The sequence below is a fragment of the Proteus sp. PR00224 genome, from assembly GCF_016238105.1.
Taxonomy (GTDB): Bacteria; Pseudomonadota; Gammaproteobacteria; order Enterobacterales; family Enterobacteriaceae; genus Proteus.
Genome location: NZ_JAEHQU010000002.1, coordinates 227,598 through 250,032, shown reverse-complemented (window position 1 = coordinate 250,032; position 22,435 = coordinate 227,598). Strand labels below are relative to the sequence as shown.

The 22,435-nt window shown below is 38.2% G+C and carries 20 protein-coding genes; 11 read left to right on the top strand and 9 right to left on the bottom strand.

From position 1 onward, the window contains the following. Positions 1-7 precede the first annotated feature (7 nt). The 8 genes from rseC to acpS all read left to right on the top strand — a co-directional run bounded on the left by rseC (position 8) and on the right by acpS (position 7,268). On the top strand, positions 8-472 hold the full coding sequence (gene rseC, locus JEP71_RS04535) for a SoxR-reducing system protein RseC (protein WP_165122850.1): 465 nt from the start codon (positions 8-10) through the stop codon (positions 470-472). A gap of 301 nt (positions 473-773) precedes the next feature. Then, the gene (gene lepA, locus JEP71_RS04530) at positions 774-2,570 is read left to right on the top strand and encodes a translation elongation factor 4 (protein ID WP_109370984.1); all 1,797 of its coding nucleotides are present in this window, start codon (positions 774-776) and stop codon (positions 2,568-2,570) included. Positions 2,571-2,584: 14 nt separating this feature from the next. Then, entirely contained in the window at positions 2,585-3,556 is a 972-nt protein-coding gene (gene lepB / locus JEP71_RS04525; RefSeq protein ID WP_198625825.1) for a signal peptidase I, read from the top strand. 195 nt (positions 3,557-3,751) lie between these two features. Beyond that, positions 3,752-4,432: a ribonuclease III gene (gene rnc / locus JEP71_RS04520; RefSeq protein WP_075673668.1), complete on the top strand. Its 681-nt coding sequence runs from the start codon at positions 3,752-3,754 to the stop codon at positions 4,430-4,432. Next, positions 4,429-5,337 carry a GTPase Era gene (gene era, locus JEP71_RS04515; RefSeq protein WP_023581601.1) on the top strand — a complete coding sequence of 303 codons (909 nt, stop codon included), beginning with the start codon at positions 4,429-4,431 and terminating at the stop codon, positions 5,335-5,337. The genes rnc and era overlap by 4 nt, the downstream gene beginning before the upstream one ends. Before the next feature lie 9 nt (positions 5,338-5,346). Further along, complete coding sequence (gene recO / locus JEP71_RS04510; protein WP_099073674.1) at positions 5,347-6,087, top strand: DNA repair protein RecO; 741 nt, start codon at positions 5,347-5,349, stop codon at positions 6,085-6,087. A 69-nt stretch (positions 6,088-6,156) separates the two neighbouring features. Next, positions 6,157-6,888 carry a pyridoxine 5'-phosphate synthase gene (gene pdxJ, locus JEP71_RS04505; protein WP_075673670.1) on the top strand — a complete coding sequence of 244 codons (732 nt, stop codon included), beginning with the start codon at positions 6,157-6,159 and terminating at the stop codon, positions 6,886-6,888. Beyond that, positions 6,888-7,268, top strand: a complete 381-nt coding sequence (gene acpS, locus JEP71_RS04500; RefSeq protein WP_069367826.1) for a holo-ACP synthase — start codon at positions 6,888-6,890, stop codon at positions 7,266-7,268. The genes pdxJ and acpS overlap by 1 nt, the downstream gene beginning before the upstream one ends. A 40-nt stretch (positions 7,269-7,308) precedes the next feature. Here the strand turns inward: acpS and JEP71_RS04495 are convergent, their stop codons facing one another. The 3 genes from JEP71_RS04495 to JEP71_RS04485 all read right to left on the bottom strand — a co-directional run bounded on the left by JEP71_RS04495 (position 7,309) and on the right by JEP71_RS04485 (position 8,441). Beyond that, on the bottom strand, positions 7,309-7,569 hold the full coding sequence (locus JEP71_RS04495; RefSeq protein ID WP_069367827.1) for a YfhL family 4Fe-4S dicluster ferredoxin: 261 nt from the start codon (positions 7,567-7,569) through the stop codon (positions 7,309-7,311). 242 nt (positions 7,570-7,811) lie between these two features. Continuing rightward, positions 7,812-8,120, bottom strand: a complete 309-nt coding sequence (locus JEP71_RS04490; protein ID WP_196569581.1) for an addiction module antidote protein — start codon at positions 8,118-8,120, stop codon at positions 7,812-7,814. 3 nt (positions 8,121-8,123) lie between these two features. Next, complete coding sequence (locus JEP71_RS04485) at positions 8,124-8,441, bottom strand: type II toxin-antitoxin system RelE/ParE family toxin (RefSeq protein ID WP_115350077.1); 318 nt, start codon at positions 8,439-8,441, stop codon at positions 8,124-8,126. A 206-nt stretch (positions 8,442-8,647) separates the two neighbouring features. On the opposite strand from JEP71_RS04485, the gene JEP71_RS04480 reads away from it, so the two are divergent. Then, positions 8,648-9,283, top strand: a complete 636-nt coding sequence (locus tag JEP71_RS04480; protein ID WP_198625824.1) for a LysE family translocator — start codon at positions 8,648-8,650, stop codon at positions 9,281-9,283. 107 nt (positions 9,284-9,390) lie between these two features. After that, on the top strand, positions 9,391-9,921 hold the full coding sequence (tadA, locus tag JEP71_RS04475) for a tRNA adenosine(34) deaminase TadA (protein WP_198625823.1): 531 nt from the start codon (positions 9,391-9,393) through the stop codon (positions 9,919-9,921). Between the two features lie 7 nt (positions 9,922-9,928). On the opposite strand, the gene JEP71_RS04470 is transcribed toward tadA, so the two are convergent. The 6 genes from JEP71_RS04470 to mltF all read right to left on the bottom strand — a co-directional run bounded on the left by JEP71_RS04470 (position 9,929) and on the right by mltF (position 17,865). Beyond that, positions 9,929-10,477: a fimbrial protein gene (locus JEP71_RS04470; protein ID WP_109370977.1), complete on the bottom strand. Its 549-nt coding sequence runs from the start codon at positions 10,475-10,477 to the stop codon at positions 9,929-9,931. Further along, positions 10,477-11,547, bottom strand: a complete 1,071-nt coding sequence (locus JEP71_RS04465) for a fimbrial protein (protein ID WP_198619723.1) — start codon at positions 11,545-11,547, stop codon at positions 10,477-10,479. Before JEP71_RS04465 ends, JEP71_RS04470 begins: the two co-directional genes overlap by 1 nt. Before the next feature lie 25 nt (positions 11,548-11,572). Beyond that, the gene (locus tag JEP71_RS04460; RefSeq protein ID WP_198625822.1) at positions 11,573-12,337 is read right to left on the bottom strand and encodes a fimbrial biogenesis chaperone; all 765 of its coding nucleotides are present in this window, start codon (positions 12,335-12,337) and stop codon (positions 11,573-11,575) included. A gap of 30 nt (positions 12,338-12,367) precedes the next feature. Next, positions 12,368-14,854 (bottom strand): fimbria/pilus outer membrane usher protein, encoded by a 2,487-nt coding sequence (locus tag JEP71_RS04455; RefSeq protein ID WP_198625821.1) that lies wholly within the window; start codon positions 14,852-14,854, stop codon positions 12,368-12,370. A 178-nt stretch (positions 14,855-15,032) separates the two neighbouring features. Beyond that, positions 15,033-15,581, bottom strand: coding sequence for a fimbrial protein (locus JEP71_RS04450; protein WP_109370973.1), 549 nt, complete (start codon positions 15,579-15,581; stop codon positions 15,033-15,035). A gap of 811 nt (positions 15,582-16,392) precedes the next feature. Beyond that, complete coding sequence (gene mltF / locus JEP71_RS04445; protein ID WP_109370972.1) at positions 16,393-17,865, bottom strand: membrane-bound lytic murein transglycosylase MltF; 1,473 nt, start codon at positions 17,863-17,865, stop codon at positions 16,393-16,395. A 264-nt stretch (positions 17,866-18,129) separates the two neighbouring features. Here mltF and purL point away from each other — a divergent pair, with 264 nt between their 5' ends. After that, positions 18,130-22,020 (top strand): phosphoribosylformylglycinamidine synthase, encoded by a 3,891-nt coding sequence (purL, locus tag JEP71_RS04440; RefSeq protein ID WP_198619727.1) that lies wholly within the window; start codon positions 18,130-18,132, stop codon positions 22,018-22,020. Positions 22,021-22,435 lie beyond the last annotated feature (415 nt).

Sequence of the window (22,435 nt, the reverse complement as noted above, 5' to 3'; positions counted from 1 at the left end):
ATAAGTTATGGTTAAAGAGTGGGCAACAGTTATACATTGGCATGAAGGACGGGCGTTATTACGCTACGGATCTTCTTCTGGCTGTGGTAGTTGCCAAGCTCGCGCTGCGTGTGGCTCTTATTTATTAAATAAAATAGGGCCAGAGACAGTTCATCAACTCGAACTTCCCGTTGCACAACCTTTAGTTGAAGGGCAAAAAGTGGAAGTCGGTATTCCTGAAAATAATCTACTTCTTTCCGCAATGCTAGTGTATTTAACGCCACTTATTGGCTTATTTATTGTCGCAGGCATTGCGAGCCTTTGGCTTTCGAGTGAATTTGCTATTTTTTGCAGTGGACTTGTGGGTGGTGCTCTTGGTTTTTTATTTGCCAAAAAAGTGGCGACTTGGTGGAGCAAAGATGAAGGTTTTGAACCTATTGTATTGCAAATAGGGCTTCCTCCTCATGAACTTAAAGTTCAGTTTCAAGAATAATGAGTTGATTAAAATAATGGGGCATCAGCCCCATTATTCTTGTCATGCTACTTTTGTAATAATATCTATCTTAAATTAACACGTTTCTATATCTGGAAATTACCCGCAAAAAATTACAAATAAATGTAAGTCTTAGCATAAATGTTTGTGTTTGATGAACGTTTCTTTGAGTATAATGTCTCTAGTGTGTAGAATGCGTCATCAATAATAACTCCTGCAATATAGAGTTTTCGCTTTGTGTCCATGAATGACGCCAAAGCCAGATTTATAGAGCAAAGCAATAGAGAAAAATAATTTCAGAATGAAAAACATACGTAACTTTTCCATTATCGCACATATTGACCACGGTAAATCGACGTTATCAGATCGAATTATTCAAATTTGTGGTGGCTTATCAGATCGTGAAATGGCTGCGCAGGTTCTTGATTCTATGGATCTTGAGCGTGAACGTGGTATTACAATCAAAGCGCAAAGCGTAACCTTGAATTACACCGCTGATGACGGTGAAGTTTATCAGCTTAACTTTATCGATACCCCAGGACACGTTGACTTCTCTTATGAAGTATCTCGTTCACTCGCTGCGTGTGAAGGCGCGTTATTGGTCGTAGATGCTGGGCAAGGGGTTGAAGCGCAAACATTAGCAAACTGCTATACCGCGATGGATATGGATCTCACCGTCGTTCCTGTTTTAAATAAAATAGACTTACCAGCAGCAGAGCCTGAGCGTGTTGCTGAAGAGATTGAAGACATTGTGGGCATCGATGCCACAGATGCAGTGCGTTGCTCTGCAAAAACAGGTATTGGTGTTAAAGAAGTTATCGAACGTCTTGTTAAAGAAATTCCAGCACCTGAAGGTGATGCAGACGCTCCATTACAAGCACTGATTATTGACTCTTGGTTTGATAATTACCTTGGTGTTGTTTCACTGATCCGTGTTAAAAACGGTAAAGTCAGCAAAAACGATAAAATCAAGGTAATGAGTACGGGACAGGTTTATAACATTGACCGTATTGGTATTTTTACGCCAAAACAAATTGATACAACCACGCTTAATTGTGGTGAAGTAGGCTGGGTTGTTTGTGGTATTAAAGATATTTTAGGTGCACCTGTTGGGGATACTTTAACAGCAGCGCAAAAACCAGCAGATAAGCCATTGCCTGGCTTTAAAAAAGTTAAGCCACAAGTTTATGCAGGTTTATTCCCAATTAGCTCTGACGACTATGAATCATTCCGTGATGCATTAGGCAAATTAAGCCTGAACGATGCTTCATTATTCTATGAGCCAGAAAGCTCAACAGCGTTAGGTTTCGGTTTCCGTTGTGGTTTCTTGGGTCTTCTTCATATGGAGATTATTCAAGAACGTTTAGAACGTGAATATGACCTCGACCTGATCACAACAGCTCCAACCGTAGTTTATGAAGTTGAAATGACTAACGGTGATATTGTGTTAGTGGATAGCCCGTCTAAATTACCACCACTGAATAATATCGAAGAAATCAGAGAACCTATTGCTGAATGTCATATGTTATTACCGCAAGAATACTTAGGTAACGTAATTACTTTATGTATCGAAAAACGCGGCGTTCAAACCAATATGGTCTATCATGGTAATCAGGTTTCATTAACTTATGAAATTCCGATGGCTGAAGTAGTATTAGATTTCTTTGACCGTTTAAAATCAACATCACGCGGTTATGCTTCTTTAGACTATAACTTTATTCGTTTCCAAGGCTCTAACATGGTACGTGTCGATGTCTTGATTAATGGTGATCGCGTTGATGCTTTAGCATTGATTACACATAACGATAATGCACCTTATCGTGGTCGTGAGCTGGTGGAAAAAATGAAAGAATTTATTCCACGCCAACAGTTTGATATCGCTATCCAAGCGGCAATTGGTAACCATATTATTGCTCGTTCAACTGTTAAACAGTTACGTAAAAACGTATTAGCCAAATGTTATGGCGGTGACGTTAGCCGTAAGAAAAAACTGTTACAGAAACAGAAAGATGGTAAAAAACGTATGAAGCAAATTGGTAACGTAGAGCTACCACAAGAAGCGTTTTTAGCCATTCTTCATGTTGGTAAAGATAAATAATTTAAGGAGAAAACATGGCTAACACGTTTGCCTTGATCCTAACACTGGCAACGCTAATAACGGGAGTTTTTTGGGGAATTGAGCGCTTTAAGCTCAAGCCAGCCCGAAAAGCAAAACTAAAGCGTCTTCAAGAGATGACGCAAGGGACCGAGGATCAGCAAGAGTTAGCAAAATCAATTAATAAACCAAGCTGGGCAGAGACATTAGGCTCTTTATTCCCAGTTTTGATTATTGTTTTGGTTCTGCGTTCATTTGTGTATGAGCCGTTTCAAATACCTTCTCGCTCCATGATGCCAACTTTGTTGGTTGGTGATTTTATCTTGGTTGAAAAGTTTGCTTATGGATTAAAAGATCCAATTACACAAACCACGTTAATTAATACAGGGAAACCTAAACGAGGCGATATCGCTGTATTTAAATATCCTCGTGATCCTTCTACTGACTTTATTAAACGTGTTATTGGATTACCGGGCGATAAAATTGTTTATGATATGGTGTCGAAAAAACTTCATATCTATCCAAATTGTGATAAAGCCATTTGTAATGAGGAAATATCAGTAACTTATGGTACTGCTTATCCAAGTGAATGGACGTTATTATTACAAAATGTACCGGGTGGTCAGCGTATTAATGGTATGAAATCTATTCCAATTGAGGAGCCTATTTCAACAGCAACTCAATTACGTGAAGAAGAAAGAGTAGAAACTATTGATAAAGTCTCTCACCGTATTATGACAATACCTGGTGATATGACGATGCCTGAGTTTATCCAACCTGGATTACCTGTCGGTACGTGGATTGTTCCTGAAGGTCATTACTTTATGATGGGTGATAATCGAGACGGTAGTTCAGATAGTCGCTTCTGGGGCTTTGTTCCTGAGAAAAATTTAGTAGGTAAAGCGACAACAATTTGGATGAGCTTTGAAAAAGTAGAGAATGAATGGCCAACAGGCGTTCGTTTTAGCCGTATCGGTGGCATTAAGTAATTATTAACAAAATAGCGACAGCATTCCTTCTTATCTAAGTGTAGAATGTGTCGCTTCTTTAAATATGATTGGCTCCTGTTATTGACAGGAGCCAGTGCAAACGCAACAGTTCTGTTATCCAACTCGATAATTTCTCGTTGTCTTAAACAGATTTGTTGCGTGTGCTTCAAATTAAGTTATGGAAATTGATCGCACATGAATACTTTATTAATAAACCAGTTACAAAAGAAACTGGGCTATACTTTTACGCAAAATGAATTATTACTACAGGCTTTAACGCATCGCAGTGCCAGCAGTAAACATAATGAACGTTTAGAATTTTTAGGTGATTCAATTCTAAGCTATGTAATTGCTAACGCACTTTATCATCGCTTTCCTCGTGTTGATGAAGGTGATATGAGCCGAATGAGAGCAACACTTGTTCGTGGAAATACACTCGCTGAATTAGCGCGTGAATTTGAATTAGGTGAATGTCTGCGTTTAGGCCCAGGGGAATTAAAAAGCGGTGGCTTTCGTCGCGAATCAATTTTAGCGGATACGGTGGAAGCTTTAATTGGTGCAATTTTCCTCGATAGTGATATTCAAAATATCGAAAAAATTATTTTAAACTGGTATGAGAATCGTTTGGCTGAAATTAGTCCAGGCGATAAGCAAAAAGATCCTAAAACTCGTTTGCAAGAGTATCTGCAAGGCCGTCATTTACCATTACCTTCTTATATTGTGGTACAGGTTCGTGGCGAAGCCCATGATCAAGAGTTTACGATCCATTGTCAGATAAGCGGTATCGAACAACCTGTCAAAGGGATGGGTACAAGCCGTCGTAAAGCTGAACAGGCCGCTGCTGAACAGGCATTAATACAACTGGAGCTTGAATGAGCGAAGAACAAACCTATTGCGGATTTATTGCGATAGTCGGTCGCCCAAATGTGGGAAAATCAACACTACTGAACCAATTACTGGGGCAGAAAGTTTCTATTACATCACGTAAACCGCAAACTACGCGTCACCGTATCATGGGTATTGATACAGATGGTGCTTACCAAGCGATTTATGTGGATACACCGGGCTTGCATATCGAAGAAAAGCGAGCAATCAACAGACTAATGAATCGCGCAGCAAGCAGTTCAATTGGTGATGTTGAATTGGTTATTTTCGTTGTTGAAGGCACCAATTGGACGCCTGATGACGAAATGGTGTTAAATAAATTAAAATCATTACGTTGCCCTGTTTTATTAGCAATTAATAAAGTGGATAACGTGACTGATAAAACCAAGTTACTTCCACATATTGGCTTTTTAAGCCAACAAATGGATTTTCTTGATGTTGTGCCAATTAGTGCTGAAAAAGACATGAATATCGATACGATAGCGAAAATCGTACGTAAATGTTTACCAGAAGCGACTCATCATTTCCCTGAAGATTATATTACTGATCGCTCTCAGCGTTTTATGGCATCAGAAATTATTCGTGAAAAATTGATGCGCTTTTTAGGTGAAGAATTACCTTATTCTGTCACTGTTGAAATTGAGCAATTCGTTACCAATGAGCGTGGTGGCTATGATATCCACGGATTAATTCTGGTTGAACGTGAAGGCCAGAAGAAAATGGTTATTGGTAATAAAGGTGCGAAAATCAAGAAAATTGGTACTGAAGCCCGTATGGATATGGAAGACTTATTTGAAAACAAAGTTCACTTAGAACTTTGGGTGAAAGTCAAAGCGGGCTGGGCTGATGATGAACGTGCTTTACGTAGCCTTGGCTATGTGGACGATTTAAAGTAGGTAACTGAAGTGGATGGCTGGCAACGTGCATTCGTTATCCATGCTCGACCTTACAGTGAAACGAGTTTATTACTCGATTTTTTCACTGAAAATGAAGGGCGAGTACGCATATTGTCAAAAGGTGCGCGAGGCCGTCGTTCACCCTTAAAAGGGGCACTTCAACCTTTTACTCCTTTGCTCATTCGTTGGAGTGGGCGAGGAGAAGTTAAAACACTTCGTGATGCTGAACCTATCTCTTTAGCATTACCACTGACAGGCTCTGTACTATACAGTGGCTTGTATCTTAATGAGTTATTGTCTCGCGTTTTAGAAAATGGTACGTCTTATAGTGTACTTTTTTTTGAATACCTCTCCTGTTTGCAAATTCTTGCTGCTAGCGATACCACACCCGAAGCGGCACTAAGACGCTTTGAACTTGCGTTATTAACACAACTTGGCTATGGATTAGATTTTCTGCATTGTGCCGGAAGTGGAGAGCCTGTTTCAGATTCGATGACCTATCGTTATCGGGAAGAAAAAGGTTTTATTGCGAGTTTAGTGGTTGATCATAATAGTTTTACTGGATTTGAATTAAAATCCTTAGCCAGTCGCGAATTTCCTACTGTTGAAACATTAAAAGCGGCGAAAAGGTTTACTCGAATGGCATTGAAGCCCTATTTAGGCGGAAAACCATTAAAAAGTAGAGAACTTTTTAGACAATTTGCCATTAAAAAATCCCCAAAGAAAAGAGCATTGATGGCAGAACAGTAATATTGTCTTTTTCTTCTCTATGGAATGTGTAAACTAAGGTAATGCAACGTTATTTTTCAGGAGAAGAGCATGTCTGATATTCTACTTGGCGTTAATATTGACCATATCGCCACCCTTCGTAATGCCCGAGGCACAACGTATCCCGATCCTGTTCAAGCGGCTTTTATTGCAGAACAAGCTGGTGCTGATGGTATTACTATCCATTTACGTGAAGATAGACGTCATATCACTGATCGCGATTTAATGTTGATAAGCCAAACGGTTCAGACAAGATTAAATCTGGAAATGGCAGTTACTGAAGAGATGATTGAGATAGCTTGTCAAACTCAGCCTGATTTTTGCTGCTTAGTACCTGAAAAACGCCAAGAAGTGACAACGGAAGGTGGTTTAGACGTTGTTGGCAATGAAGCAAAAGTTGCTGATGCAATTAAACGCTTATCTTTAGCGGGTATCAAAGTTTCTCTGTTTATTGACCCTGACCATGAGCAAATTAACGCAGCCGATCGTGTTGGTGCACCTTTTATTGAGATCCACACTGGTGCTTATGCTGACGCTGAAGATGAAATGGCTCAAGAAAAAGAGTTTGTCCGTATTCGTGATGCAGTGACTTACGCCGCATCTAAAGGCTTAAAAGTGAATGCGGGACATGGTTTGCATTACCACAACGTACAACGTATTGCCGCATTACCTGAACTTTATGAACTGAATATTGGTCATGCAATTATTGGTAGAGCCGTATTTAGTGGATTAGCACCAGCGGTTGAAGAAATGAAACGCTTAATGCGAGAAGCGCGTCGCTAATGGCTATTGTTGGCTTAGGTATGGATATCGTCGAGATATCGCGTATCGAAGATATTATAGGGCGTTCTGGTGAACGCCTTGCTCGTCGCATTCTTACTGATACCGAATGGGAAATCTATCAATCCCATAAACAGCCAATACGCTTTTTAGCTAAACGGTTTGCAGTAAAAGAGGCGGCGGCAAAAGCATTAGGAACAGGGATCCGTTTAGGATTGGCTTTTAATCATTTTGAAGTGCGTAATGATGAGTTAGGCAAACCTACACTGCATTTTTTAGCGGTTGCAAAAGAGATGGCAGAGAAAGCGGGGATAAACTCTATTCACGTAACACTTGCTGATGAACAGCGTTATGCTTGTGCGACAGTTATTTTAGAAAAATAGTTCTCTTAGATTTATCACCCACAAAATCATTGACTAAGGTTTAGATCTTATCTGCATGGTGGATCAACACAAATTTTTCCCATAATTCATCTTGAGATTCAGTATGAGTAGGATCAGTGATGATCGTGTTAGTAATCGGACAAACCGATTGGCAAGTCGGTTTATCGTAATGTCCTACGCATTCAGTGCAAAGATCAGGATTAATTTCATAAATTTCATCCCCCATTGAAATAGCATCATTAGGACATTCGGGTTCACACATATCACAGTTGATGCATTTCTTCGTAATTAGTAAAGCCATATCAGTCACTTAATATATAAATTATTAAATTTCAGTAACTTATATCTTGCACTTATATGTTACCATCTATCAGTTTTATGTAGCTATATCCGATAAAATAGCGTTTTATCATTCAAATGGGGATATCGCCCAAATCTTCTTGCTCGATGAGAGATAAGCAAGGGAGGGTAAGATTACCATTTATATGACATTTCCTAAAGTAACATCACTCAAATGGCTTATCAGATTATATAAATAAAATATTAAGCGCTTGCCAATGAGGAGAAATGAAAACCAGTAGCATTAATGACATGGCGTAGTGTTTTTAATGTAGGGTTACCTGTTGGTGATAGTGTTCGGTAAAGTGTTTCACGTGAAACACCTGCTTTTTTTGCAATGGTTGCCATGCCTCCACGGGCTTCTACGACATGGCGTAACGCCATAAGAAAAGCTTCTTGCCCACCATCTTCATCTATATCAAGGAAGGCTTGATGTAAATAAGCTTTAGCAAAATCGGGGTCTTCACGTAAAATTTCGACCATTGCATCATCATGCAAACGAGAATTTGGCATAATCTACCTCTTCAAATAATCTTTTAGACATAGGATAGCTTTATTAATATCAGTATCCTGAGTTCGCTTATCTCCAGCTAGAAGTAGCAATATAATTTCGCCATCGATTAAACTATAGTAAACCCGATATCCAGCTCCTTGATCAATTCGTAATTCCCAAACACTATCACGGCAAGGTTTATGATCGCCAAAATGCTCACTTGCCATTCTATTTACTCTTGATGCAATTTTTGCTTTAGCAACAGGATCGCGTATTTTTTTGAAATAGTCAGCATATAAGTCTTTGCCATCTATTGTTAAGTAATGTTTGATCGTTTTCATTGGCAAAATGTAGCTTAAAAGCTACGAATCAACAACTATATTTGTAGCTTATAAGCTACGATAATTTATCAGTAATATATATAAAAATCAAAAATCCTAGGTAGAAGCGAGTAAATATTAATTATAAAGAGTATGTTTTGTGGTATTCCGCACACCTAATACTCTGTTATTGATGTTAAATAATGCAATAACATAAGGGGTATTCTATGCCAACACTGTTTAATATGTGGACGTTTGCGCTTTTATCTTTGGGATTAGTATTAACTCCAGGTCCTAATATGATTTACCTGATTTCACGTTCAATCTCTCAAGGGAAAAAAGCCGGATTTATTTCACTAATCGGTGTGGCTGTCGGCTATATTTTTTATATGTTATTAGCGGCATTTGGTATTACGGCCATTTTTATGGCTGTACCTTATGCTTATGATGCGTTGAAGATTTGTGGTGCGATTTACCTTTTTTATATAGCTTGGCAATCTATTAAACCCGGTGGGCGTTCTATCTTTCATCCCAAAAAATTGCTTTCAGGTAATACAACAAAGCTCTTTGTTATGGGGTTTGTTACCAATCTATTGAATCCTAAGATTGCATTGATGTATTTATCACTGTTGCCTCAATTTATTAGCATTCAAAATGGCAGCGTTTTAAATCAATCATTAGTGTTAGGGAGTATTCAAATTATTATTAGCATCGCAGTAAATGCATTGATTGTTGTTGCCGCTGGCTCTATTGCAGGATTCTTTATGCAAAGGCCTCGTTGGGCACTCATTCAACGTTGGTTTATGGCAACAATCTTAGGGGCTTTAGCTATCAAATTAGCCACAGAAGCGCGCGTAAACTAAAGTTTCATCTTGCTATCTTTGTCATAAACAATTCAAGACAATCTCTTTAGTTATCAATAGAAAACAGGGTACAATATCCCGCTATATGATCATGAAGAGATATCCTTGTGAATAAAGTTAAAGATGATATTTATTGGATGCATAAAGCGATTGAGCAAGCGCAAAAAGCACAAGAAATCGGTGAAATACCAGTGGGCGCAGTGTTAGTCGTTGATAATAAAATCATTGCTAAAGGATGGAATCATTCAATTATCGATAACGACCCCACTGCACATGCAGAAATTATGGCATTACGTAAAGGGGGAAAGCATTTACAAAATTATCGTCTACTCGATGCAACTCTTTATATTACCCTAGAACCTTGTGTGATGTGTGCAGGAGCGATTGTGCATAGTCGGGTAAAACGCGTAGTTTATGGCGCCTCAGATTTAAAAACAGGTGCAGCTGGTTCATTTATTGATATTTTACAGCACCCCGGAATGAACCATAAAGTTGAGATAACATCAGGTGTATTAGGTGAAGAGTGTTCACAGCTTTTAAGCCAATTTTTTAAAATGAGAAGGGCTGAAAAGAAACAACTTAAAAAGCAAAAAACCAGTCCAGTTATAATGAATACTGAACCAGCCATAAAAGAATAATACCTTTTTACTGATAATTAAGGGTATACGTTGCTTGTGCTTGGAATGGGCCAGTGAGCAATGTTTGATTTTTCAGTGCAGAGGGTGATGCCTCAACATATGTCATAAAATTAAACTGAATACGTTTATTATTAAGAAGTCGAGTTGAGCTCGGCTTTTTTAATTGAATAACATTGCGTTGAACATCTGTAAATACAATCCCGATACTTTTAGGATCTTCAGATCCTGTGCCAACAACAGCAAGGTGATCGGGCATTGTAGGATGCTCTTTCCCATCTAACGTAATCGTGACGCTTTTATAAATATCCTGACTGCAATTTTCTAAACTAATACTAAAAGCAACAGGTTCACTTTTTTGAAAAGTATAGAGATCTTTTGCTGATATCTGTTTGAAATCAATTACTTTATTTTCATCACCAGCAACAATAGTACAACCATGTGCAACCACAACACCTTTAAATTCCATATCACCACCAATAAGCTCGGTCACAGCAAAAGCGGAAGGTGAAAGTAATAATAAAAGAGAAATAGCAGATTTTGTTATTGGGTTTTCCATTACATAAACTCCGCAACTAATGTGGCATGTGCTGAAAATTCACCTTCTGTAATTTTGCTACCTGTTTTTGCGATAGGAGCTGCTGTGACTTCCCAGTTTCCTTTAAAATTATTCAGTTTCCCGACAGAAAAATATTGATTAGGTGGCACAATCGCTCCTGATTTGTCTCTTAAAACAATACCTAAATTAGTTCTATCTACAGGTCCTGTTGTGCCAAGATAATTAGGGTTAAAACTAGCGATACCTGAGCTCCCAGTTTGAATTTTGAACATAATTCTACTGTTAGGGTTAGTAAAACTACCACCTTCACACTTGATGGGAATATTGCGCGTGATCTTGTAGTTTTGACCATTTAAATAGTCAGAGGTATTACCGACATTGCCAAAATCAAAGGTAATTGGAGAGCCATTATTAAATGTACATCTATCTTCCGTGGTTAATATTCCTGAACTAATCACTAATTTTGAAATTGGCTCAGGGCCATATTCTTGATATAAGCCATTACCTACACGTGCATACATTTGAGCTACAGCTTGTCCTGTTAATGAAACCCCATTAATAATCGGTTTTTTCAAGCGAAAGACTAATACACCACTACTTCCTGATGACATGTTGGGTTTTGGTGATTCAGGGACACTGCAGCCTTGTTGCCCATTTCGATTGTTCGGTTTTTCAATAAAAGGAACAGTAGGAAGTGATTCAGGACCCCAAATAGAAAACTTGATCTGAACATCGACATATTCATTCAGTTCATAGTAATTATTGCCTAAATAGCGTAGGTCAGAATTTGCCATATAATAAGTGCGAGAATTCGGAACTAAAGGATCTTTAGGACAATAAACCGTTGCTAAATATCTGTCAGGCAAAGAAAAGTTTACTGTGGCCGTTTCGCCAGGTCGGTTATTAGGAAATGTTGCGTTATTTAATGCAACTCTAAAAATATTAGGGCCTCCAACAGTGCGAACTTCACCATGAATATAAGCAGATGCCACAACTGGAGTACATAACATTGCGCCAGTAAAAAGTAATTTTAGCGTATTGAAATAAAAATTTGCTGTTGTTAATTTCATTTTATTCCTACCGGCGTCAAGTTAATTAATATTTGGGTTGTTGTTCTTTAGGTGCTGCTTTACAGCTATTTTGTTGGCAAACAAATTTTAATTCTGGATGTCCGCCGTAATCATTTACATACATCATGTAAAATTGATTGACGTTACTGGTTTTAACTGGAATTTCCAGTGATGCTTTAGGCGCAACCATTAAACCAGGGAAGGTAGTTAACTTATCGCTATCCTCACCATTCAACTTATTAGAAAGCCCGATAATTGTGATGTAATAAGGTGTCGGATTTTCTGCAATAAATTGATTGCCTTGTTTTTTAAACACTAATTGATCTTGCCAAACCATGCCTGGCTTTTCAGGAATAATGGCTGTTGGGCGGTAGAATAATTTAATGCGAGACTGCATTGCCATTTGCAACACGTTAGCTTGTTTTGGTGCTGGTGGAATTTCACGCACATTTAAATAAAACAGTGATTCTCTATCTTGTGGCAAAAGACCAATTTCTGCTGTTTTGGTAATTCTAACCACGCCTTTTTGATCACCATCAAGACGCTGTAAAGGTGGCAATGCGACTAAAGGAGAAGCGATTTTTTGTCCGTGTTCATTTTCAACCCATGATTGTGCTAAGAAAGGAATATCAGGGCTAGTATTTTTTAGGTTTACGCTAGCTGAGTTTTCGTTGCCCATTAGTACAATGCGAGTTCTATCTAATGACACGCCCGCTTGAGTCGTACTCACAATGCTAAGTGCAATTAATGAGCCACAAAAAAGCGTTTTAAGTGTGTTGAATGAGTTCATACAATTATCTCTAGTAATTCATTTTATTCATTAAAATCCCTGACATAATAACAATTCATGTTTTAGTGGATCGTTAATTGCAGCTGGGATTGTAATCGTACACTGGGTTTTACCACCCCAGATCACGTTTAATGATTCATTAAGGTTAACACCGGCGATATAAACTAAACCATCTTCCATCACCATTCCCATATTTTCACCGTTTTTATTGGTGATTTCGGCACCAAATGGTGGGTGTTTTTGATCGACTGTTTGTAAGATGGCCATTAGGCGCTCACCTTGGCGAACAGGGAATTTATAGTAGCCAATTGCGCCTTCAGTTAATGTGGCAGAAGTAATGGCTTTGTGTGTTTCAATATCTGAATCCATTTTATCAACATCAATACGAGCATCAACATTGTTATAACTAGTTAAGTCAGTTAATACCCCAATACCGAATAGGTTTGTCGTTGTGCTTTGATTATTAAATGGTACGCCTGCAACACCATCAGTATCAACCATCATGCGAGCAGTACTTGATGTCATGCTACTGCTATGTAATGCAGCGCCGTGGCGTGTTGCAGTAAATCCGCCTTTAACTGTTGCACCTAGTGCAACATAATTATCTTGTTGATAGCTCGCATTGGCATTAATTTCTGCATATTGCGAACGGTGTTGATAATAACCATCAGTATTGGCTTTATTGTCTGAGCTTAAACCTGCACGGACACGCCATAGATTATTATAATTGCTATTATCAGAATAAGAGGCCATTTGGTTCACTTTTCCGTTACTGTCTTGCAAGCTATAACCAATGCTTTTACCACTTCCTAATGGAACTGAAATATTAAAAGAAATACTGTCATCAGTATTACCTTTATGCTGAGTACGGAAGGCAGATAAGTTAGTATTAATCTGCTCTATACCCATAATAGAAAAATTACGGCTTACCGTAACACCATACTGTTCTTGTGTCTTTTTATCCCAATAGTTTTGGTGTCGATAAGAGAGATAAAGTGTTGTCGATTTTTCAATATCATCAGCCCAAAAAGTTTTGTTACCTGTAATGGTATACATCTCTTTTTCATAACCATTGTTATTAATATCGTTGTAACGCTCATCCATATATTGAGAGAAAGATCGGAATGTTTTCTCTGAAAAGCGATAACCCGCAAAAGTAATCGTACTATGGTACTCATCAAAGGTTTTAGCGTAGTTCAGTTTGAATGATATCCCATTGATATTTTCATTATCATAGGTTTTGCTATAAGACTGAGTAATATCACCTGAAAGCGTACCTAAACGCCCTATATCGTGACCTAAACCTAATGACCACGCATTGTAATCTTTAGCCGTCAACAAAACCCCACCATACAGCGACCATGTGTTGTTCATACCCCATGAAAAATCGCCTTGATAAAAAACAGGACCTTGCATTTTATGGTTGTTGAGCGACGACTGACCCATTGATGTGTTATAACGCACTGAGCCTGGGCGAGTCATATAAGGTAGATTGGCTGTTTGTACTTGGAATTCGCTTACTTTACCGTTTTGCTCTTCGACTCTGACATTTAATTGGCCTTGTACTGTATCTTGTAAATGTTTAATAGCAAAAGGGCCAGCAGGTACCGTAGTTTCATAAATTAAGCGACCGTTTTGCGTTACAGTCACTTTGGCATTAGTGTTTGCGATGCCATGAATTTCAGGTGCATAACCTTGCAAAGAAGGGGGCAACATTCTTTCATCACTTTGTATATTGGCACCTGTAAAACGAAAACTATCAAAAACTTGAGAGTTTAAATAAGTTTCACCAAGCGTTAATTTTGCAGCTAGGCTAGGTAATGGTTTATAGGCGTATATCTGATTCCAATCAAAGCTATTATTTGATGAATATTCAGATGAATAGTTTCCTTGATATTCAGCACGTAGTCGCCATTCACCAAGGTTAATTCCAGCTTGCCCATATCCTGTTAATGAGTTGTTATTATTGCCTTGATTTGGGCGAGTTGATGTACCTGTTAAGGTATAGTCAACTAATAACCCAGATACACCTGGGTCCCACAATTCAGGTGGTGTCCAATCCGCATCTTCATATTTCATTAGTGAGCGAGGCATAACAATATCGAGAATACCGCCATCATTTTTGATAGAGATACCTGGTAATTGACTGATATTGAAACAATCTGGTGAGATTTCTTCGATAAATTTTTGATTTTCTTCGTTAACTGTTAACTTTTTTAGAAGAGTAGGGTCAATACAAGCGATGGAGTAATTGGGTTTCACTTCAACATAATTAATGTTTTGGCGAGGGAAGTCACGACCATTTATACGGATATCTAAGTAGTACATACCCGGAATAATGTAGTTAGAGGTTGCAAAACGAGATAAATCGACATTATCTCTGTCTTCGGCATCTAGCATATGAATGTTAAATTCCACAGAATCATCAGGCTCGGCTTGAGCGAAAAGCGCTAAGCACAATAGCAAAATGGCACAAATGTTTTTCCATATTGTGCTGTGAAAAAAAGAAATTAACATGAATAAACGCCTAATTATTAATAAAATAAAAAGTAATTAAATAATGAATATTTATTTTATTACTTTTTATTTTATTCTTATTAAATTGAAGTGTTTTATCAAATTTAACGCAGAGGAAGTCCCCTGCGTTAATGCAGTAATTAATTTATTATTTAATTAATTTAAATAAATAAAACGATTACTGATAATCAACTTGGAAGTTGATTACGGCTTGGAATTCACCTGGAGTTACAGTTGCGTCTGCTGATTCAGCTTGAACGTAAGCAACGAATGGGATCTTAGAAACACCATTAACTAATTGTACTGGTGTTGTTGCTGTGTTCCATTTTACTGATTTGCTGCCAGCATCCATTAAGCCGATACCTGCACCAGAAGCTGAGCCAGATACGAAAGATGCTAAGTCTTTATTTGTTGCATTAACAACACTTGGTGTATAGCTAACAGTAGCTGTTTTTGCTACGGTAGTATCACAGTCTTGTAATTCGATATCTTTTTTAACGTTACCTGCTTTCTGCATATTTGCTAATGCAGAAGTTGGGATTTCACTGAAATCAACAATAACAGGACTTGAAGAAGCTGCTAATCCACAAGCTGAATTAACAATTTCACCTTTTAATTGAATTTCGCCTTTAGTTGCGCCAACTTTTGGTGCAGAAGTTTCAGCAGTTGCAACAGAATTAATACCAAATACTAAAGCAGCAGCTAAAGCAATTTTACTCAGTTTCATTATAGATAATCCCTTGAAGATCGTGCGTATTATTATTTATAGAAAAATAATATTAGTGTCGGAATATAAAAATTGATTTGCATTATATTTCGAGTTGTTTCGAATAATGACTGGTTTATATGATATCAACAAAGGCATTCTATTTGATATAACATTTTGTTGATTTACTCAATTTTCATATTTAATCTTGCCTATTCCATATTAATAGAGTTTTATGTAGGTTTATTCTTTTTATTACTCAATTTATGGGTGAAAAAGTTTATCAGGCAGATAAATTTAATAGACAATGCAATTAACATTATTTTAACTTTACAAAAAGTAATGTTATTAACATTAGGTTAGAAAAATTAATAAAATCAATTATAGATTATCGCAATATATATAATTCAATAAGTTAGATGTTAATGATGACACCTTTAGGTTAATTTTTATCGTGAAAAAAGTTTCTCCAAAAATAACAATCATAAAATGAATAATAACACATGAGATAATTCCTACGTATTTAAGTTAATTTTTTCTTATGTTTCACCTATTCTGATAGTCTTAAAATGACTAATTGGATCATTTTAAACACAGTTTACTCATTGGGTGAGTGTTTTGGCTAATGAGTGTTACATTTTTTAACACATGAATTTTCCCTATTTTGGGTAAAAAATGGCATGACAAAATGTAACAATTTTTAATATTAAGAAAATATTAATTTAGGGATTGCTTTAATTGGTTGGAGTGATTTTTGAATAGTAGAAATGAAATAAATAAGCCTCTATAAAAGAGGCTATGTTGTTTAATAGGCTGTTTTTAAGTACAAAAATTATTGATAAGCCATATCTTGAGTCAATGATAATGATGAGCTTTCTTGCTCTTCATCGTTATCATTCTCTTTATCTTTAGATAATATTTTATTTTTGCTCTCTTTGGCTTGAAGGTAACCGACAAGGCTAAGTTGATATCGTCGAATGTTTTCAACGTAGCGATAAGCCTCATGGCCTCTGGCATAGCCATAAGGGAGGTCTGCATAATATTTCTTTTGGCTAAGTAGAGGTAATCTTGATTTTACATCTAGCCAACTATCAGGATCGGCATTTTGTTGCTCCGTAAGCCTTCTGGCATCAAGCATATGGCCAAATCCCATATTATATGCTGCCAATGCAAACCAAATTTTTTCATCTTCTGGAATAGAATCTGGTAAGCGCGAAAGGAGATGCTTAAGATATTGTGCTCCTCCTCGAACACTCTCTTCGGGATCAAGCCTGTCAGTAACGCCCATACTTGATGCAGTAGGGCGAGTTAACATCATCAATCCTCTAACTCCAGTTGGTGATGTAGCATGAGGGTCCCAATGTGATTCTTGCCATGCCATAGCTGCCAATAACCGCCAATCGAAAGTATCTGCATACTTTTCAAAAAGAGGCTGATAGTTTGGCAAAATAGAATCTATCGCCGTAATAAAAGAGATAGTATCGAAGTAATCAAATGTACCTACATGGCCAAAATATTTTTCTTCAAGTCTTGCTAACACATCTTCTTGAGATAATTGATTAAAGTAATCGAGCATCGCTGCATATAAGCTATTATCTTCACCATCTGGCAAATACCACGTTAGTGGACGGCTTTCAGTGACTTCAAACCCTACGGCAACATTAGGATGAATGCGTTGTTGTACTGCAACACTGATGGAATCTGCTAAAACATAGGTTATTTTACCTTCTGATAATGCTTCTAGCAGTTGCGAGGTCGTCTGATTATCTGATTCTTCCCATTCAAGCTCGGGGTATTGCGTCTCTTTTAATGTTCGCAATAAACTTGCATGAGCTGAGCCAGCAGTGACAACAAGCCGCCCATCTAACGAATCAAAACTACGTGGTCTTAATGTCCCTTTACGGTAAATCAGCTGTTGAGAAACTGAAAAATAAGCAGGGCCACTGCGTGTCGTATCTAATCTCTCTTTATTATAAAGTAATCCGGCGGCGATAAAGTCAGCTTTATTATTCTCCAGATCATCAAACATTTGGTTGATATTTGTCCGCATATTAACGACAAGTTTCACGCCTAGGTAATCTGCAAAGCGTTTCACTAATTCATAATCGAAACCTACGGGGTCCTTTTTATCGTTCATCGTTATCAATGGTGAAGGTATCGTACTAATTCTTAACTCACCACGAGATAAAATCTTATTTATCTGCGCTTTTTGCCTATCTGGCCATGTAATATTCAACGCGATAATAGCCGCTGAAAAGAGCGCTATGATAACGATAACGAAATAGTTTATCCTTATATTATTCAATAGGTTGGTTCTCGTTAACGTTGTTTATTGTTGTGTGTAAAATCGTCATTTTAACATGGATAAATTTCCAGTAATCGAGCATTTTGCTTAACATATTGGCAAGACGCAACTTGATTACACCAATTAATCATTAAAACACTCTAAGTTAAATGCCGTTATTTTGTTCACGCAAACGGTTTCGTCTGAACGGTTATTCTATTATACTAGGCGCGTTTCCCCTGAATGATTGGTCAGGTTAGCTGCTAAAAGAGAGAACTCAATACTATGGAAATCCTGCGTGGCTCCCCCGCTTTATCCGCGTTTCGTATTAATAAATTACTCACTCTATGTCAGGAAAATGATCTTCCTGTACAAGGTATATACGCGGAATTTGTCCATTTCGCGAAAGTGGAAGGGCAGTTATCTGAAGATGATCAAACTAAATTACGTCAACTACTGCATTATGGACCTTCATTAACAGAACATGAGCCTGTTGGGGAAATGCGAGTTGTTACACCTCGCCCGGGAACAATTTCACCTTGGTCTTCTAAAGCGACAGATATTGCACATAACTGTGGTTTAGCCAAGGTTGTCCGAATTGAACGTGGTATCGCCTACTTTATTGAGTGCGATACGATGACAGACAATCAGTGGCAACAGCTTTATGGTTTTATTCATGATCGAATGATGGAAACCATCTTCTTAAATTATCAAGATGTAAATGCACTTTTTGCCGAGCAAACGCCAGCACCACTAAAAACGATTGATGTGCTTGCAAAAGGCAAAGATGCACTAGTAAAAGCGAATATCGAAATGGGATTAGCGCTGGCAGACGATGAAGTTGATTACTTAGTCGATGCTTTTAACCGCTTACAGCGTAATCCAACAGATGTTGAGCTTTATATGTTTGCACAAGCTAACTCTGAACACTGTCGCCACAAAATATTTAATGCTGATTGGATAATTGATGGTAAAGCTCAAGATAAATCATTATTTAAAATGATTAAAAATACATTTGAGCAAACGCCTGATTATGTCATGTCAGCTTATAAAGATAATGCGGCAGTAATGGAAGGCTCTGTGGCGGGGCGTTTTTATCCTGATACAGAAAAAGGGCATTATCACTATCATCAAGAGCCCGTACATATCTTGATGAAAGTAGAAACACATAACCACCCAACAGCAATTTCACCTTGGCCAGGGGCTGCAACGGGTTCAGGCGGTGAAATTCGAGATGAAGGCGCAACGGGGCGCGGTGCAAAACCTAAAGCTGGTCTAGTTGGATTTTCGGTTTCTAACTTACGTATTCCGGGATTTGAACAGCCTTGGGAAGAAGATTTTGGCAAACCAGAGCGTATTGTTAATGCATTAGACATTATGACTGAAGGTCCACTAGGTGGTGCGGCATTTAATAATGAATTCGGTCGTCCGGCATTATTAGGTTATTTCAGAACCTATGAAGAACAAGTAAATAGCCACAATGGTGTTGAAATTCGCGGTTACCATAAACCCATCATGTTAGCTGGGGGTATCGGTAATATTCGTGAAGATCACGTACAAAAAGGCGAAATCACTGTTGGCGCTAAGTTAATTGTACTTGGTGGACCCTCTATGAACATCGGTCTTGGTGGTGGTGCCGCTTCTTCTATGACATCAGGTCAATCAGATGCTGATTTAGATTTCGCCTCTGTTCAGCGTGATAACCCAGAAATGGAACGTCGTTGCCAAGAAGTTATCGACCGTTGCTGGCAATTAGGTGACGATAACCCGATCTTATTTATTCATGATGTTGGTGCTGGTGGTCTTTCTAATGCAATGCCTGAATTAGTTAATGATGGTGGTCGTGGTGGTCGTTTTGAATTACGTGATGTTCTTAATGATGAACCGGGTATGAGCCCACTTGAGATCTGGTGTAATGAATCTCAAGAGCGTTATGTATTGGCGGTATCGCCTGAAAAAATGCCTCTTTTTGATGCGTTATGTCAGCGTGAAAGAGCACCTTATGCTGTGATCGGTGAAGCAACGCAAGAGCGTGAATTAGTGCTCAATGATACACACTTTGATAATAAGCCGATTGATATGCCATTAGACATATTATTAGGTAAAGCACCTAAAATGTTGCGTGATGTAAAATCACTTAAAACAGAAGGTGAGTATCTCTCCCGTAAAGATATCGATTTAAAAGATGCCGTCTATCGTGTTCTTCATTTACCAGCCGTTGCTGAAAAAACCTTCTTAATTACCATTGGTGACCGTACTGTAACGGGAATGGTTGCGCGTGATCAAATGGTCGGGCCTTGGCAAATTCCTGTTGCCAATTGTGCCGTTACCACAGCAACATTAGATAGCTATTATGGTGAAGCGATGTCTATTGGTGAACGAGCACCTATCGCACTGTTAGATTTTGCTGCATCTGCACGTATGGCTGTCGGTGAAGCACTAACAAATATGGCGGGTTGTGATGTAGAAGCACTTAATCGCATTAAGCTTTCGGCTAACTGGATGTCAGCAGCAGGTCATCCGGGTGAAGATGCAGGTTTATATGACGCAGTGAAAGCCATTGGTGAAGAGTTATGTCCAAAGCTAGGTATTACTATTCCTGTGGGCAAAGATTCGATGTCAATGAAGACGCGCTGGCAAGATAAAGATGGGAAAACCAAAGAGGTTACTTCTCCACTATCTTTAGTTATTACAGCATTCTCTCGTGTTGAAGATGTGCGTAAAACAGTGACGCCTGAATTATCAACACAAGCTGGAAACCGCTTGTATTTAATTGATTTGGGTAATGGTCATAATGCATTAGGTGCAACGGCACTAGCGCAAGTTTATCGCCAATTAGGTCAAAAAGCGGCTGATCTTCGAGATGTTGAACAGTTGAAACAGTTCTTCAATGTGATGCAACAATTGGTCAATGAAGGCAAATTGTTGGCCTATCACGATCGCTCTGATGGTGGGTTATTTGTCACTCTTGCAGAAATGGCATTTACAGGCCATTGTGGCTTACACGTTGATATCAGTGCTTATGATGAAGATATTTTAGCTGGACTCTTTAATGAAGAGCTCGGTGGTGTGATCCAAATTCGTGCTGAACATCAAGAAGTTGTCGAAGCATTATTTGCCGAATATGGTTTATCGGATTGTTTACATTATTTAGGTCAAGCAACAGAAAATGATGCCATTATTATCCAAAGCCGTGAAACGGAAGTTTACAACGAAAAACGCAGCACATTGCGTCTTTGGTGGGCAGAAACAACATGGCAAATGCAACGCTTACGTGATAATCCAGAGTGTGCGGATGAAGAGCATCAAGCAAAACAAGATCTCAACGATCCTGGGTTAAATGTGAAGTTAACCTTTGATCCAAATGAAGATATTGCTGCACCTTATATTGCAACAGGGAGTCGCCCTCGTATTGCAGTTTTAAGAGAGCAAGGTGTTAACTCTCATGTTGAAATGGCGGCTGCTTTTGACAGGGCTGGTTTTGATGCTATCGACGTTCATATGAGTGACTTACATTCATCACGACGTTCACTCAGTGATTTTGATGTGCTGGTGGCTTGTGGTGGATTCTCTTACGGTGACGTATTAGGTGCGGGGGAAGGCTGGGCGAAGTCCATCTTATTTAATTCTCGCTTACGCGATGAATTTGCTCAATTCTTTGAACGTCAAGATACCTTATCTCTCGGGGTCTGTAATGGTTGCCAAATGATGTCGACATTATCAGAACTTATTCCAGGTGCAGATTTGTGGCCTCGTTTTGTTCGCAATCGTTCTGAGCGTTTTGAAGCGCGCTTTAGTTTAGTGAAAGTGACAGAAAGCCCATCATTATTACTACAAGGTATGGTGGGTTCACAAATGCCTATCGCAGTTTCTCATGGTGAGGGTTTTGCTGAATTCCGTAATGCTGAGCAACTAGCACAACTAGAAGCACAAAATTTAGTGGGATTACGTTTTGTGGATCACTACGGTAATCCAACAGAACAATATCCATTAAATCCTAATGGCTCTGTAAAAGGGATCACGGCTGTCACTACAAAAGATGGTCGCTCAACCATTATGATGCCTCACCCAGAACGTGTGTTTAGAACAGTCAGTAATTCTTGGCATCCAGATAATTGGGGTGAAGACAGCCCTTGGATGCGTTTATTCCGCAATGCAAGAAAACAATTTGATTAATCAAATGTAATATTATCTTAGAGATAAATACATAAAGCCTCTACATTGTTAGAGGCTTTATTTTATTGATAATAAAAGAATTATTTTTTGTTGTGTAAAAACGGCGACACTTACTAGTTTGCTTGTCTCTTTTTGGCGACATTTAATTTATTGAAATATAAGTAATTATTAAATTTAGGGTAACTCTGTCTGGATATGGAGACAGCTTGGTTGTTTTATAACTAGATAAAAAAGAGTTATAAATAAAATATCAGAGAGGTATTTTTATTTTTTGTTTATTTTCAGTTTGTTAGAAGATTTTTTAAAAAGTTGGCACGCCTTGTGCATTATATAAATCAGTTGCTCATTCAACTTTTTATGTCGGTCCACAATATGGGTGGGAACATACCACATAAGCTAGGAATGACGCCAGAGT

What these genes read in the sequence shown, in the direction of transcription:
- rseC (WP_165122850.1), top strand. Translation starts at nt 8, where the DNA reads ATGGTTAAAGAGTGGGCAACAGTTATACATTGGCATGAAGGACGGGCG.
- lepA (WP_109370984.1), top strand. Translation starts at nt 774, where the DNA reads ATGAAAAACATACGTAACTTTTCCATTATCGCACATATTGACCACGGT.
- lepB (WP_198625825.1), top strand. Translation starts at nt 2,585, where the DNA reads ATGGCTAACACGTTTGCCTTGATCCTAACACTGGCAACGCTAATAACG.
- rnc (WP_075673668.1), top strand. Translation starts at nt 3,752, where the DNA reads ATGAATACTTTATTAATAAACCAGTTACAAAAGAAACTGGGCTATACT.
- era (WP_023581601.1), top strand. Translation starts at nt 4,429, where the DNA reads ATGAGCGAAGAACAAACCTATTGCGGATTTATTGCGATAGTCGGTCGC.
- pdxJ (WP_075673670.1), top strand. Translation starts at nt 6,157, where the DNA reads ATGTCTGATATTCTACTTGGCGTTAATATTGACCATATCGCCACCCTT.
- acpS (WP_069367826.1), top strand. Translation starts at nt 6,888, where the DNA reads ATGGCTATTGTTGGCTTAGGTATGGATATCGTCGAGATATCGCGTATC.
- JEP71_RS04495 (WP_069367827.1), bottom strand. Translation starts at nt 7,569, where the DNA reads ATGGCTTTACTAATTACGAAGAAATGCATCAACTGTGATATGTGTGAA.
- JEP71_RS04490 (WP_196569581.1), bottom strand. Translation starts at nt 8,120, where the DNA reads ATGCCAAATTCTCGTTTGCATGATGATGCAATGGTCGAAATTTTACGT.
- JEP71_RS04485 (WP_115350077.1), bottom strand. Translation starts at nt 8,441, where the DNA reads ATGAAAACGATCAAACATTACTTAACAATAGATGGCAAAGACTTATAT.
- JEP71_RS04480 (WP_198625824.1), top strand. Translation starts at nt 8,648, where the DNA reads ATGCCAACACTGTTTAATATGTGGACGTTTGCGCTTTTATCTTTGGGA.
- JEP71_RS04470 (WP_109370977.1), bottom strand. Translation starts at nt 10,477, where the DNA reads ATGGAAAACCCAATAACAAAATCTGCTATTTCTCTTTTATTATTACTT.
- JEP71_RS04465 (WP_198619723.1), bottom strand. Translation starts at nt 11,547, where the DNA reads ATGAAATTAACAACAGCAAATTTTTATTTCAATACGCTAAAATTACTT.
- JEP71_RS04460 (WP_198625822.1), bottom strand. Translation starts at nt 12,337, where the DNA reads ATGAACTCATTCAACACACTTAAAACGCTTTTTTGTGGCTCATTAATT.
- JEP71_RS04455 (WP_198625821.1), bottom strand. Translation starts at nt 14,854, where the DNA reads ATGTTAATTTCTTTTTTTCACAGCACAATATGGAAAAACATTTGTGCC.
- JEP71_RS04450 (WP_109370973.1), bottom strand. Translation starts at nt 15,581, where the DNA reads ATGAAACTGAGTAAAATTGCTTTAGCTGCTGCTTTAGTATTTGGTATT.
- purL (WP_198619727.1), top strand. Translation starts at nt 18,130, where the DNA reads ATGGAAATCCTGCGTGGCTCCCCCGCTTTATCCGCGTTTCGTATTAAT.